A 13,649-nucleotide genomic window follows, 5' to 3' on the forward strand; every position below is an offset into this window, starting at 1 on the left:
ATACCAAGCGGGCAATGTCCACTGCCCATGCGGGCAAGGTCCATTCATTTGCACAGGCTGCTGTCGCCCGATACCGCCAGCTCGGTGACCTTGGCGATGGCCCCGTACTTGCCGGCGGGGCCGGCCTGGTCGTGCTTGCGCACCGACGCCTTGACCCGAACGGGTGCCACCCACAACGGTGCATCGCCCTGCAGCGCCTTGATCTGCGCCATGACCTCGCGGCTGACCTCGACAAAATAGATCTGGTCCGGGGCCGTGCGCAGATCAAACCGGCCCGGCCCGACCGCCATGCAGCCCGACAAGGTGTCTGCCGCCATGGTGCAGCCACTGGCCGCGGCCGCAACAATCACGGCGGGAATGCGCTGGATGAGGTTCATGCAATGCGATGAAAGGGTGACACGCTACCAGACTCATTGCCCGGCAGGAGGTTCCGCCGTTCTGCCAGCCCCCGGGCGGAAAGACGGCCGCGCCGCCAGCGCAATCCCCAGCGCCGCCACCACCAACGCCGCCGCCACGCCAAAGGTGGCCTGCATGCCCGCCGCCACCGCGCCAGGCTGCACCATGGCACCGCCCTGCCCGCCTGCGCCCCAGGCGAACACGGCACCCATGGCCGATGCACCGGTGACCAGCCCCAGGTTGCGCGACAGGTTGAGCAGGCCGGACACCACGCCGCGCTGCTGCGGCTGCTGCACCGTGGCGGCCATCACGGCCGTGTTGTTGGCGGCCTGGAACAGCGCATAGCCGGCGGTGACAACGGCCAGCGGCAGCACATAGCCGGCCACGCCCAGGCCTGCCGGCAGCAGCGCCAGCGCAGCCGAGCCCACGGCCATGGCGATCAGCCCCGCCCGCGTGGTGCGCTGCGTGCCCAGGCGGTCCACCAGCCGGCCGGCCGGCACCCCCGCCAGCGCAGAGACCAGCGGCCCGCACGACATGGCAAGCCCCACCTGGGCAGTACCCAGCCCCAGCGCCCCCGACAGGTAGAACGGGCCCACCACCAGCGTGGCCATGACCACGGTGGTGACCAGCGCGCCCATGGCAAAGCCGGCGCCCAGGGCCGGGCTGTTGAGGAACAGCGCCAGGGGAACCAGCGGTGCGGCGCCATGCTGCTCTGCCCGGCGCTGCGCGCCAATGAACAGCGCCAGCCCCAGCCCGGCACCTGCCAGCAGCGCTGCGTTCAGCGCACCCCACTGGCCCCGGCCCAGCGTCATGGCCAGTGCATAGGCGGCCAGCGTGACGGCCAGCAGCAGCATGCCCACCACGTCGAAGCGCGGGCGCTGCACGCCTGCACGGGCACTGTCTGTAGGCAGGTAGCGGCGCGCCGCCCACCATGCCGCCCCGCCCAGCGGCAGGTTGATGGCAAACAGCGCCGGCCAACCCCAGCCCGCGATCAGCGCCCCGCCCAGCGTGGGGCCCAGCGCCGTGCCCACGGCCGACATCGTGCCCAGGAGGCCCATGGCGCTGCCGGTGCGCCCTGGCGGCACGGCATCGGCCACCAGGGCCATGGCCAGCGCCATCATGACGGCAGCACCCAGGCCCTGCACGGCGCGCGCCGCTACCAGCCAGGCCAGCGACGGCGCCAGGGCACACAGCGCCGAGGCCGCGGTGAACAGCGCAATGCCCGCTAGCAGCAGCCGCTTGCGGCCCCACAGGTCGCCCAGGCGCCCCACGCCGACCACCGCGGTGGTGATGGCCAGCAGGTAGGCCAGCACCACCCACTGCACCTGCTGGAATGTGGCGCCCAAGGCCTGTGCCAGCGTGGGCAGGCCCACATTGGCGATGCTGGTGCCCAGTGAGGACAGGAGCATGGCCAGCGACAGGCTGGCCAGAACGCCGCGTGGCGTGGCGGAAGATGAAGACGGGTTCGCAGTGGTGGTGGTCATGGTGCAGCGGCAGACAACTGATCGATGCAGTGAGCGTAGGCATTTGCCAGCCATGGCGGAAGGCGCAGCATTTGCATTCAATCAGTGCACCAGACGCCATGCCAACCCATAATGGCGAGCGTATGTCCCGCCCCGACCTGAACCTGCTCGTCACCCTCGATGTGCTGCTGACCGAAGGCAATGTGGCGCGCGCCGCCAAGCGCCTGCACCTGAGCCCCTCGGCCATGAGCCGGGCGCTGGCGCGGCTGCGCGAGACGGTGGGCGACCCGCTGCTGGTGCGCGCCGGCCGCGGCCTGGTGCCCACACCCCGGGCGCTGGAACTGCGCGAGCGCGTGGGCCAGCTGGTGCACGACACCGAGGCGGTGCTGCGCCCGGCCCGGGCGCCGGACCTGGCACAGCTCACGCACGTCTTCACGCTGCGCACCAGCGATGGCTTTGCCGAGACCTTCGGCCCGGCGCTGATCGCCCGCGTGGCGGCCGAGGCGCCCGGCGTGCGCCTGCGCTTCGTGCAAAAGCCCGACAAGGACAGCACACCGCTGCGCGATGGCGAGGTGGACCTGGAGACCGGCGTGCTCGGCCCCGCCATGGGGCCCGAGGTGCGCGTGCAGGCGCTGCTGCGCGACCGCTTCGTGGGCGTGGTGCGCATGGGCCACCCGCTGGCGGGCGGCCGCATCACGGCCAGGCGCTATGCCGCGGGCCGGCACATCGCCGTGTCGCGCCGCGGACTGGACCAGGGGCCGGTGGAGCAGGTGATGGGCCCGCTGGGCTTGGTGCGCGACATCGCCACCATCGTGAGCGGCTTTGCCACGGCGCTGGCGCTGGCCCGCGCCACCGATCTGATCGCCACCGTGCCCGAGCGGCACACCGCCGGCCTGCGCGCGGGCCTGCACACCTTTGCCCTGCCCGTGCCGGTGCCCGAGATCACCGTGTCGCTGCTGTGGCACCCGCGCCTGCATGCGGACCCGGCGCACCGCTGGCTGCGGGCACTGGTGCTGGAGGTCTGCGGGGGCGCTGCGCCGACCTGAATCGCTGCGCGCTACAGGCTGTCCAGCGTGCTGCGCAGGTGGCTGGCATGCCCACGCAGTGCCTGCAGCTGCGGGCCCTGCATTTTGTGCAGCTGGCGGTACACCATGCCCAGGCGCAAGTTGCTGCCCAAGGTGGCTTCGTGGCGGGCAAAGAAGTCCCAGTACAAGGCGTTGTAGGGGCAGGCGCGCTCACCCACTTTCAGCTTCTTGTCGTAGTGGCAGCCCTTGCAGTAATCGCCCATGCGGTCGATGTAGGTGGCGCTGCTCACATAGGGCTTGGTGGCCAGCAAGCCGCCGTCGGCAAACTGGCTCATGCCCACCGTATTGGGCAACTCCACCCACTCGAAGGCGTCGACGTACACGCCCAGGTACCAGCGGTGCACGGCGGCAGGGTCCAGCCCGGCCAGCAGGGCAAAGTTGCCGATGACCATGAGCCGCTGGATGTGGTGGGCGTAGGCACCATCGAGCGACTGCCCCACGGCATGCTGCAGGCAGCGCATGCGGGTGTCGCCGCTCCAGAACCACTGCGGCAGCGGGGTGCTGTGGCCCAGGGCGTTGCGCCCGTCGTAGCCGGGCATGTGGGCCCAGTAGATGCCGCGCACGTACTCGCGCCAGCCCAGGATCTGGCGGATGAAGCCTTCCACCGCCGCCAGCGGCGCAGTGCCGGCCTGCCATGCGCCCTGGGCGCGCTGCACCACCTCGCGCGGGTGCAGCATCTTGGTGTTGAGGGCGAACGACAGCAGCGAGTGGAACAGGTGCGGGCTGCACGTGCTCATGGCGTCTTCGTACTCGCCAAAGTGCGGCAGCGTGGTGGCGATGAAGTGGTCGAGCCCGGCCAGGGCCTCGGCCCGGTTCAGCGGCCAGCGCAGTTGCGCGGCCTGCGGGTTGCCAAAGCTCTGCACACCGGCGGCCGTGATGGTGGCCCACAGGGCGCTGTGGTCGTGCACGGGCCGCGCGTCGGGCGGGGTGGCGGGCGTGCCGGGCCAGGGCTTGCGGTTGTCGTGGTCGTAGTTCCACTGGCCGCCTTCGGGCTCGCCGGCCTCGTCGATCAGCACGCCATGCCGGTGGCGCATGCGGCGGTAGAAGTGCTCCATGAGCCACTGCTTTCGGCCCGCAAACACCTCGGCCACCTCGCTGCGGCTGGTGTAGAAATGCTCGCTGCCCACGGCCTGGGTGGCAAAGGGCTGCTCTGCGCACCAGTGGCGCAGTTGCTCGTCGAGCCGCCACTCGTCGGGGTGCTGGTACTCAAGCCGCTGTGCGCCGTAGCGCGCCATGAGGGCGGCCAGGTTGCCGGGCAGGGACTGGCGGTTGCTGGCGTCGTCGATGGCCACGTAGCGCACGCGGTGGCCGGCGCTGCGCAGGTGGCGCGCCAGGTCGCGCATGGCCGCAAAGATGGCGAGGATCTTTTGCGCGTGGTGGAGCACGTAGTCGGTCTCTTGCCGCACCTCCATCAGCACATAGACCACGCCGGCATCGCGCGTGGCAAACCAGCTGTGCCCGGGGTTGAGCTGGTCGCCCAGCACCAGGCGCAGGGTGTGGGCCGGTGCGGGCTCGCGGCTGCTCATGCCGTGCCCCACAGGCGGCGGTAGCTGCCGTCGGCATCGTGCTCTTGCGCCTGCTTGGCGGGGTTGAAGCGGCGCCCGCCGCGCGGATCGGTGCCGCGCCCGGCGATGTAGAGCCAGTTGCCCTGGTTGCTGTAGGGGTCGTAGTCCAGCAGTTGCGATTCGAACCAGGCGGCGCCCGCGCGCCAGTCGCCCTGCAGGTCGTGGATGAGGTAGCAGGCTGCCACCTGGCGCAGGCGGTTGCTCAGGTATCCGGTGGCGGCCAGCTCGCGCAAGGCGGCGTCCACCAGCGGCTCGCCGGTCTGCCCAGCGCACCAGCGCGCAAGACCGGCCGCGTTGTGGGGCGCCAGCGCCTGGGCCGAGAGGCCGCGCGCGCGGTACAGGGTGCGCCCGTGCTGCAGGTGCAGCAGCCGGAAATAGTCGCGCCACAGCAGTTCGAACCACAGCCAGTAGGTGCCCTCGTTGGCTCCGTGCGCGGCCTCGAACCGGCGCAGCGCGGCCATGGCATGCCGGGCCGAGAGCGCGCCCGTGGCCAGCCAGGGCGAAAACTTGCTGGAGTAGCCCAAACCCGTGAGCCCGTTGCGGGTGGCCTTGTAGGTGTGGGGGTGCCCGCTGGCCAGGTACTGCTGCACATGGGCCAGTGCGGCGGTTTCGCCCCCATCGCAGGCGGGGGTGCCGTAGGGGAAGGAGGAGCGCACGTCGCAGCCGGCGCCCTCACCCGCCTCCACTCCGTCACCATGCCCGCCCTGCCGTTGCGCCGCACCCACGGCACCGGTCGTGTGCAACACCTCTTGCCACGCTGCATCGGTCAGCGCTGCGGGCGGCGGCAGCAAGGCCGCAGGCGCCGGCAGCGGCTGCGGCGGCTGGATGCCAGCCTGCTCCACCGCCTGCCGAAAGGTGGTGAACACGCCGGGCAGGGCCCCCACAGGCCACGGCAGATCACACGGCTGCAGCAGGCTGCTGTGCCACACGGTCTGCACCTGCAGGCCGGCTGCGCGCAGGGCGGCCACCTCGGCCTGCTCTTGGGGGGCGGCAATTTCTTCACACACCACGGTGGTGGCGCCCACGGCGCGGGCCAGCACGGGCAGCACGGCGGCGGGCAGGCCCTGGCACTGCCGCAGCGGGTTGCCCAGCCCGGCCATGCCAGCCGCCAGGTCGCGCAGTGCAGCCCCCTCGAAGGCACGGCGGTGCGGGCCCCGGCGCGCAAAGCCCCAGGGCGTGGTTTCGTCGGCCACGGGCTGGCAATGCACGGGCACCAGGTGGGTGGCGCCGCCGCCCAGGGCAGCGGCCAGCGCGCCCGGGTCGTGCAGGCGAAGGTCGCGGCGCAACCAGAGGAGCACGGTGGGGCTGGTGCTCATGGCGTGCCGCCGGATCGCTGGCGCCCGTTGCGGCAGCGGTCAGAGCAGTACTTCACCTCGTCCCACACCTTCTCCCATTTCTTGCGCCAGGTGAAGGGCAGGCCGCAGTGCAGGCAGACTTTCTGCGGCAGGTCGTGCTTCTTGCGCATGCGCATGGGGGGCGATCGGTGACACGGGGCCATCAGGCCGGCCACAGTGTGGCACTCATGGCTGCGGGTCGGTGCGTTGCTGGCTTACCCAGATCAGCGCCTGGGTATCGATGCCCAGCGCACTGGCGCGGGCGACGAGCTGCTCGCGCACACCCGGGGCCAGTTGCTTGCTGCGCGACAGGATCCAGCAGTAGCTGCGATCAGGCCCCACCACCAGGGCCCAGCCGTAGTCGGCATCGAGCGCAGCGACGTGGTAGCCGCCATAGAACGGCCCGAAGAACGATACCTTGAGCGAGGCGGTCTGCGCATCGCCCGTGAACAGCGCCTTGCCCACGGCCTGGCGCCATTCGCCGCCCTGGCTGCCCTTGGTGGTGTCAAAACCCCGGTTGAGCACACGCACGCTGCCGTCCGGCTGGCGCTGGTACGTGGCGCTCACGTCCGTCATGCCGCGCTCGAAGGAATGGTCGAGCCGCGCCACCTCGTACCAGCGGCCCTCGTAGCGCGCCAGGTCAAACGGAGTGACGGGGGGGATGCCTGCCGGCGGGGCGGTGGATGAACAGGCGGCCAGGACCAGTGCCGTGGAAGCGAGCAAGGCCAGTGCGGCGCGGCGAAGCCAGGGGGATCGGTTGAGGAGCATGGACAATGAACGCAAGAAAACCGTGCAGCCTCCGGAAGCCCGCTGCACATGGCTTCCGGGGGTCTGCGCGGAGGATGTGGCCAGACTACTTGGGCAAAAGCACCCGGTCCACCGTATGCACCACGCCATTGCTGGCAAACACATCGGTGCCGATGATGCGGCTGGTGCGCAGGCTCTGGTCGGTGATCACGAGGCTGGGGTTGACCGTGAAGCTCTGGCCCTGCACGGTGGCGATGGCGGTGTTGACGGGCACCTCGGCCTTTAGCACCCGTGCCGGCACCACATGGTAGGTGAGCACGCGGGTCAGCAAGGCGGTGTTGGCCAGCAGCGCCTCCTTGGTCAGGCCCAGCTCGGCCAGCAGCGCCGCAAAGGCGGCATTGGTGGGCGCGAACACGGTGAACGGGCCAGGCCCTTTCAGGGTGGCCACCAGGCCGGCGGCGGCGACCGCCTCGACCAGGATGCTGAAGTCGGGCACGGCCATGGCAGTGGCCACGATGTCCTTGTCCGCCGGCAGCAGAACGCGGTCTACAAGGTGCACCACGCCATTGCTGGCCTGGATATCGGTGCTGGTGATGCTGGTGACGCGGTTGCGGCCATCGGTGATCTTGAGGCCGTTGGCAGACTCGATCTTGAAGAAGCCGCCCGACACTGGAGTGATGGCCTTGCCCAGGGGCACATCGGCACGCACCACCCGGCTGCCGAGCACATGGTAGGTGAGCACGGCGGTGAGCAGGGGCTTGTTGGCCAGCAACGCCTCCTTGCTCAGCCCCAGCTCGGCCAGCAGTGCAGCGAAGGCGGCGTTGGTGGGTGCAAAGACGGTGAGGCTGCCCGTGCTCAACGTGGGCGCCAGCCCCGCGGCCACCACGGCCTCGACCAGGATGCTCAGCTCCGGGGTGTTCTGCGCCAGCTCGACGATGTTGCGCTGCGGTTCGTCGTCGCTGCCCCCGCAGGCCTGGAGCACGCTGGTGCTGGCCCCCAGGGCGGCGGCCAGAAGGACGCTACGGCGGTTGAATACAGTGTTCATGGGAATCTCTCCTCGCTGTCAGACAGTGGATGAAAAGAGAGGGGGTCTGCCTTGCAGGCCCCCTTTTGCATGGGCGCCGCCCGGTGCCTGTGCACGGGCAGGCGCGCAAACGACGGGCCGCTTACTTGGGCATCAGCACCGTATCGATGGCGTGGATGACGCCGTTGCTGGCGTTGACGTCGGTGGCGATGACCTTGGACTGGTCGACCATCACGCCTCCACTGGTGGCCACGGTGATCTCCTGGCCTTGCACGGTCTTGACCTTGCCGGCCTTGACGTCCTTGGCCATGACCTTGCCGGGCACCACGTGGTAGGTGAGCACCTTGGTGAGCGCGGCCTTGTCCTTGAGCAGGCCGTCGAGCGTGGCCTTGGGGATCTTGGCAAAGGCTTCATCGGTGGGCGCAAACACGGTGAACGGGCCGGGGCCCTTGAGCGTGTCCACCAGGCCGGCCGCCTGTACGGCAGCGACCAGGGTCTTGAAGTTGCCGGCCTTCACGGCGGTGTCGACGATGTCTTGCGCCATTGCGCTGAAGGTGGCGCCTGCGGTAAGGGCCAGGGCAACCAGGGTCTTTTTCATGATTTCATTCCTCAATCCAGGGATGGAACTCACACGCCAAGATGGGCGCGACCGGATTGTATGACCGCTTGGTAATTATTTCTACTATTTAGTTTTATTAAAACCAATTGGTTTCTTTCGGATACATGAGCGCGTTTTCAGTGCCCTCCAAAGATCAGCGATTGGTGCGTGGCCGCGCCGGCCATCGTGCCGTCGCCCACCGCCAGCGGCAGCGAGCCGCCCTGGCGCGCCGCATCGCCGCAGGCATACACGCCGGGCACGGTGGTGGCCTTCATGAAGTCGGTCTTGATGGTGCGGCCCAGCGGGCCGTCCTCGAACTCGCAGCCCAGCTGCGCGGCCACGGGGCTGGCCACCTCCACGCGGCTCAGGGTGAACAGGCCGTCCTGCGGGACCAGGCGGCCATCGCGCATCACGATGTCCATGGCGCCCTCGATGCGGTCGATGAGGCCGCGCTCCAGCGCCACGCCGCGCGCCTGCAGCTGGGCCATCTGATCGGCATCGGGCTCGAAGGCGCCGTTGAGGAACAGCGTGGCCTGGCCCCAGTCGGGCAGCATCAGCGCGACATGCATGGACATGGGCGACACACCCAGGGCACCCAGCCGGCCCTGGTTGAGCTCGTAGCCATGGCAGTACGGGCAGTGGAACACATGGCGGCCCCAGCGCTCGGCCAGGCCGGGCACCTCGGGCAGGTGGTCGATGACGCCGGTGGCCAGCACCAGGCGGCGGGCCTCGATGGCCTCAACCGCACCATCCACCTCGATGCGAAAGCCCTGCCCTGCCCGCTCGGCCGTGGTCACCTGGCCCTCGCGCCACTGCACGGTCGGGTAGGCCATGAGCTGCGCGCGCCCCTGGGCCGCGATGTCGGCAGCGGGCGTGCCGTCCTGCGTGAGAAAGCCGTGCGAGTGCTCGGCAAAGCGGTTGCGGCGCTGGCCGCCGTCCACCACCAGGATGCGCCGGCGCGCCCGCGCCAGTTGGGTTGCGGCGGCCAGGCCGGCATAGCTGCCGCCGATCACGATGGCGTCGTAGTGCATGTTGGGTTCCTTTCACGAATCACGATACTTTTGAAGTTTCATGATAGCCCCGCAAAGCATTTCATGCAACTTACAATGATTCAAGACCACAAAAGGACCCCACCTTCATGCGCAGTGACAGCCGCCTTTCCCGCATGCTCCACGTGCTGCTGCACATGGCCCGGCACGATGCGCCCTTCACCTCCGAGCAGATCGCCACCATGCTGGGCACCAACCCCGTGGTGGTGCGCCGCACGATGGCGGGCCTGCGCGAGGCGGGCTATGTGCGGTCAGAAAAAGGCCACGGCGGCGGCTGGACCATTGCCTGCGACCTGCAAGAGGTGACGCTGCTCGACATCCACCACGCCGTGGGCGGGCCGCACCTGTTTGCCATCGGCAACGGCAGCGACAACCCCGAGTGCGCGGTGGAGCGCGTGGTCAATGCCGCGCTGGACGACGCGCTGCGCCAAGCGGAGGCGCTGCTGATTGCGCGGCTGGGGGCGATTTCATTGGCGGACCTGGCCAAGCAGTTCGATGCGGAGTGCGTGGCGAAGGGGTGGACGGGGCATGGGGCTGCGGGGCATTGAGGGCGGGCTTGGGGAGTGACACGCAGGGCAATGCCCGACTCTCCTGAATGGCATCTGCCATGGGCCTAGACTGAGGCACAGGGTTGCCGGCTCCAACCGTACACCCCTGCCCTTCCCGCCATTTGCGGGGCTGCATTGTTCAGGACCGCACGATGACTACCACTACCGGACGAGAAAAAGCCCTTGCCGTACTTCAGACTGCATGCATTTGCATCGCGGTCGAGCTGGCCATTGTGCTGCTGCTGGGAGCCCTCACGGGCTCGTACCTGGGCGCATTGGGGGTATCGCTCGTCATCCTGGGCCCCGCATCCCTGTGGCTTGCTCCATCTGTGTACGGCCGCCTGCTCCGCACCCAGCCCCAAGTGGGGGCAAAGGCGTAAGCGGAGAGATTGCCACGCGCTGGCAACAAGTCCGATGCAAACCCGTCGCCCCGTCCAAAGGGTCGTTGAAGTCGATGGAGCCAGCTACAGCTGGATGGTTCGGCGCGAACCTCAGTGGTCTTCAATGCATCGGCATAGCCGCAGCTAGGTGTCACTTCCGGCGTTCCTCGACCGCCACCTGTCGGCGTGAAATGCGAGGCCGAGCCAGGCAAGCGGGCGCTGCGAAAGACCCTGGACGCACGCATGCACAATGCAGGCACAACAGGGAGGAGCGATGGACATCAAGCGCAGGGATCTGGCCGCATGGCCGTTGGGATGGGGGTTGCTGGCATCGGGCGCAGCAGTGCATGCGCAGGCCGTTGCCACGGACCCGCACGCATGGCTGGAGGATGTCGATTCGGCGCGCGCGCTGGAGTGGGTCAACGCACGCAACAGCGAGGCGATGGCGCTGATCGAGCGCCAGTCGCATTTCGCACGGCGCCGCAGGGATGTACTGGCAAGCCTCTCGAATCCGGCGAATATCCAGTATCCCACCCGGCACGGTGACCACCTCTACAACTTTTACCGCAGCGCGCGGCAGCCCCACGGCATCTTGCGGCGCACCTCGCTGGAAGAGTTCTCGAAGGAGCGGCCTTCCTGGCGGGTGCTGATCAACTTCGACGACCTGGCGCGCGACGAATCGCGGAACCTGGTCTACACCGGCATGGCCGTGCATGCACCGACGCAACGCGCGCTGATCTTTCTGTCTTCGGGCGGCGAGGACAAGGTCGAGATGCGAGAGTTCGACCTGGAAAACCGCGCCTTCGTCGCGGGTGGCTTCAACCTTCCGGCGGCGAAGATGACGGCTGGCTGGTTCGGCGCCGACGAGGTGCTGGTTGCGGCCGATTTTGGACCGGGCACCACCACCAGCAGCGGCTACGCGATGACGGCGCGGCGCTGGAAGCGTGGCACGCCTGTGGCCGCCGCGCCCGAGCTTCTGCGCGGCCAGGCTTCGGATGTGTCGGTCTCCGTCCGGTCGGGCGGGCGCGACGGCCTGCCCCCCGTGGCGCTGGTGCGGCGAAGCAAGCAGTTCCACCAGACGGAGCGGCACCTGCTGCACCTGGACGGCACGCTGGCCAAGATCGACGTGCCCGATGACGCCGATGCCTGGATCGAGCGCGATTGGCTGCTGGTGCTGCTGCGCACGCCCTGGACCACGAGCGGCCGCACGTTCAGCGAAGGCAGCCTGATCGCCGTGGCGTTGCCACAGGCCACAGAGGCGACCCGTGAGCTGCACCTGCTGTTTGCAGGTGAGCCGCGCAAGCGCCTGGCCTGGACGGATGCGGTGCGCGACGGCATCGTGATCGCCTCGGGTGAGGACATGCGCCCCCGCCTGACCTTTGCGCGCTGGGACGGCAAGGCTTTTGCGTTGGAGCCGCTGCCTGCGCCCGAAGCGGGGGTTTTGCACGTGCGTGCCGACCAGGGGGCAAAAGACAACCGGGTCTGGCTGACCACCCAGGCGCCGGTCACCCCGCAGGCCCTGGCCTTGGTGGATGTCTCCGCGCCGCAGTCGTGGCCCGCCCCCCTGAAAACCCAGGCTGAGGCATTCAAGGCCGATGGCATGGTGGTGCGCCAACTGCAGGCCCGCTCGAGCGATGGGACGATGGTCCCCTACACGGTGATCGGGCCCGCACAGCCGGCCGCCGACGCGCCCGTGCTGCTGTACGGCTATGGCGGCTTCGGCATCGCGCTGGAGCTGGACTACCAGCGCATGCCGGGCATCAACTGGTTGCAGTACGGCGGTGTCTATGTGATGGCGCATATCCGCGGCGGGGGCGAGTTCGGGCCGGCCTGGGCACTGGCCGCAAAGGGCGCAGGGCGGCAACGCGCTTTCGACGATTTCATCGCGGTGGCTACGGATCTGGCGCAACGCGGCATCGCGCAGCCCGCGCGGCTGGGCATCTACGGTGCCAGCAATGGCGGAGCGCTGGTCACGGCGGTGATGGTGCAGCGCCCCGAACTGTTCGGCGCCGTGGTGTCGAGGGTGCCGCTGACGGACATGCTGGGCTTCTCGAGGCTGTTTGCCGGCGCATCCTGGATGGAGGAATACGGCGATCCAGACAAGCCGGCCGATCGCGAATCGCTGGCACGCTGGTCGCCCTACCAGAATGCCAAGCCCGCGAGTGAGGCGGTTGCCTACCCCCCGATCCTCTTTCTGGGCAATCGCAACGATGACCGGGTGCACCCTGCGCACGCACGGAAGATGGTGGCACATCTGCGGGCGCTGGGCCATGCCAGGGTGTGGCTGTATGAAGAGATCGCCGGCGGCCACTCGGGGCGGACCGACCCCAACATCCACGCGCGAAGAGAGGCCTTGCTCTACAGCTTCCTGTTCCAGCAACTGGCTCCCAAGGCTTAGAACCTGTTCAAGATCTTTTTGATGGGCCAGGCCAACGGGACCATCCGGGCATGCGACGAGGCACGGACGGCCGATCGGCCGCCTGGAAAAACCGGATGACGACTGGCGTTGAAAAGGTGCGGCTGCCGGTCACGCCAACGGCTGCTGCTGGCGCGGCGCATGCACCGCCATCAGCTCCACGACCCAGTCGATGAACACCCGCAGCTGCTTGCTCACATAGCGGTTGGGCGGGTAGGCCACATAGAGCGGCATGGCATCGATGCGCCAGTCCGTGAACAGCGGCACCAGCGCGCCGCTGGCCACATGCTGCCGGGCCATGTAATCGGGCAGCCAGAGCGCGCCCAGCCCCGAAAGCCCCGCGGTAAGGTAGGCGTTGCCGTCGTCGATGGCAAGCATGTAGCGCCCGCCGACCTGGGCCGTCTCGCGGCCCTTGCGCATGGCATAAGGCAGGTCCCCGTCCCACCGGTAGCGCACGATGCGGTGGCGCGGGTCGCGCAGTTCATCGGGGTGCCGGGGCGTGCCGGCCTGTGCCAGGTAGGCCGGCGCGGCATACACGCCCAGCTGCAGGTCACCGACCTGGCGCGCTACCAGGCCCTGGTCGCGGATCTCGCCGCCGCGGACCACGCAGTCGACGTTCTCGCCGATCAGGTCGACCTTGCGGTCGCTGGCGCCCATGTCGAGCTGGATGTCGGGGTAGCGCGCATGGAACGCGGGCAGCGCCGGCACCAGCAGGATGTTGGCCAGGGGGCTGGGCACGTCCACGCGCAGCAGGCCGCGCGGTGCCGTGGGGGCACCGGGCAGGTTGCCCTCGATGTCGTCGAGCTCGGCCAGCAGGCGCACCACCCGCTCGTAGTACGCGGCGCCATCGGTGGTGACGTTGACGCGGCGCGTGGTGCGGTGCAGCAGCTTGAGCTGCAACCGCGCCTCCAGCTGCTGCACCAGCTGGGTCACCGTGGTGCGGCTCCAGCCCAGGTTGTCGGCCGCCCGGGTGAAGCTGCCCGACTCGACCACCCGCACAAAGGCCCGCATGCCGTCAAACCTGTCCATGCAAGTTCTCCTTGG

The 13,649-nt window shown here is 69.0% G+C and carries 13 protein-coding genes; 3 read left to right on the forward strand and 10 right to left on the reverse strand.

Annotation, left to right across the window (positions count from 1 at the left end):
* Positions 1 to 44 precede the first annotated feature (44 nt).
* Complete coding sequence (locus AC07PA_RS26620; protein WP_494607769.1) at positions 45 to 377, reverse strand: hypothetical protein; 333 nt, start codon at positions 375 to 377, stop codon at positions 45 to 47.
* A gap of 33 nt (positions 378 to 410) precedes the next feature.
* Positions 411 to 1,880 (reverse strand): MFS transporter, encoded by a 1,470-nt coding sequence (locus tag AC07PA_RS26625; RefSeq protein WP_494607767.1) that lies wholly within the window; start codon positions 1,878 to 1,880, stop codon positions 411 to 413.
* Positions 1,881 to 2,002: 122 nt separating this feature from the next.
* Here AC07PA_RS26625 and AC07PA_RS26630 point away from each other — a divergent pair, with 122 nt between their 5' ends.
* A complete protein-coding gene (locus tag AC07PA_RS26630) occupies positions 2,003 to 2,905 on the forward strand; it encodes a LysR family transcriptional regulator (protein ID WP_494607765.1) in 903 nt (300 codons plus the stop codon).
* Positions 2,906 to 2,916: 11 nt separating this feature from the next.
* Here the strand turns inward: AC07PA_RS26630 and AC07PA_RS26635 are convergent, their stop codons facing one another.
* The 7 genes from AC07PA_RS26635 to AC07PA_RS26665 all read right to left on the reverse strand — a co-directional run bounded on the left by AC07PA_RS26635 (position 2,917) and on the right by AC07PA_RS26665 (position 9,243).
* Positions 2,917 to 4,470: a cryptochrome/photolyase family protein gene (locus tag AC07PA_RS26635; RefSeq protein WP_494607764.1), complete on the reverse strand. Its 1,554-nt coding sequence runs from the start codon at positions 4,468 to 4,470 to the stop codon at positions 2,917 to 2,919.
* Positions 4,467 to 5,825 (reverse strand): DASH family cryptochrome, encoded by a 1,359-nt coding sequence (locus AC07PA_RS26640; RefSeq protein ID WP_494607762.1) that lies wholly within the window; start codon positions 5,823 to 5,825, stop codon positions 4,467 to 4,469. The genes AC07PA_RS26635 and AC07PA_RS26640 overlap by 4 nt, the downstream gene beginning before the upstream one ends.
* Positions 5,822 to 5,980 (reverse strand): DUF2256 domain-containing protein, encoded by a 159-nt coding sequence (locus tag AC07PA_RS26645; RefSeq protein WP_007848658.1) that lies wholly within the window; start codon positions 5,978 to 5,980, stop codon positions 5,822 to 5,824. Before AC07PA_RS26645 ends, AC07PA_RS26640 begins: the two co-directional genes overlap by 4 nt.
* 49 nt (positions 5,981 to 6,029) lie before the next feature.
* Positions 6,030 to 6,611 carry a lipocalin family protein gene (locus AC07PA_RS26650; RefSeq protein WP_494607760.1) on the reverse strand — a complete coding sequence of 194 codons (582 nt, stop codon included), beginning with the start codon at positions 6,609 to 6,611 and terminating at the stop codon, positions 6,030 to 6,032.
* An 85-nt stretch (positions 6,612 to 6,696) separates the two neighbouring features.
* On the reverse strand, positions 6,697 to 7,635 hold the full coding sequence (locus AC07PA_RS26655; protein ID WP_494607758.1) for a fasciclin domain-containing protein: 939 nt from the start codon (positions 7,633 to 7,635) through the stop codon (positions 6,697 to 6,699).
* 121 nt (positions 7,636 to 7,756) lie between these two features.
* Positions 7,757 to 8,212 (reverse strand): fasciclin domain-containing protein, encoded by a 456-nt coding sequence (locus AC07PA_RS26660; protein WP_145697880.1) that lies wholly within the window; start codon positions 8,210 to 8,212, stop codon positions 7,757 to 7,759.
* Positions 8,213 to 8,349: 137 nt separating this feature from the next.
* Complete coding sequence (locus AC07PA_RS26665) at positions 8,350 to 9,243, reverse strand: NAD(P)/FAD-dependent oxidoreductase (protein ID WP_494607756.1); 894 nt, start codon at positions 9,241 to 9,243, stop codon at positions 8,350 to 8,352.
* 107 nt (positions 9,244 to 9,350) lie between these two features.
* Here AC07PA_RS26665 and AC07PA_RS26670 point away from each other — a divergent pair, with 107 nt between their 5' ends.
* Both AC07PA_RS26670 and AC07PA_RS26675 read left to right on the forward strand, forming a co-directional pair.
* Positions 9,351 to 9,809, forward strand: coding sequence for an Rrf2 family transcriptional regulator (locus AC07PA_RS26670; RefSeq protein WP_494607754.1), 459 nt, complete (start codon positions 9,351 to 9,353; stop codon positions 9,807 to 9,809).
* Positions 9,810 to 10,463: 654 nt separating this feature from the next.
* A complete protein-coding gene (locus tag AC07PA_RS26675; protein ID WP_007848678.1) occupies positions 10,464 to 12,587 on the forward strand; it encodes a prolyl oligopeptidase family serine peptidase in 2,124 nt (707 codons plus the stop codon).
* Between the two features lie 129 nt (positions 12,588 to 12,716).
* Here AC07PA_RS26675 and AC07PA_RS26680 read toward each other — a convergent pair whose 3' ends face one another.
* Complete coding sequence (locus tag AC07PA_RS26680; RefSeq protein ID WP_494607750.1) at positions 12,717 to 13,634, reverse strand: LysR family transcriptional regulator; 918 nt, start codon at positions 13,632 to 13,634, stop codon at positions 12,717 to 12,719.
* Positions 13,635 to 13,649: the final 15 nt, after the last annotated feature.

The organism is Acidovorax sp. GW821-FHT09B03, from assembly GCF_059418305.1.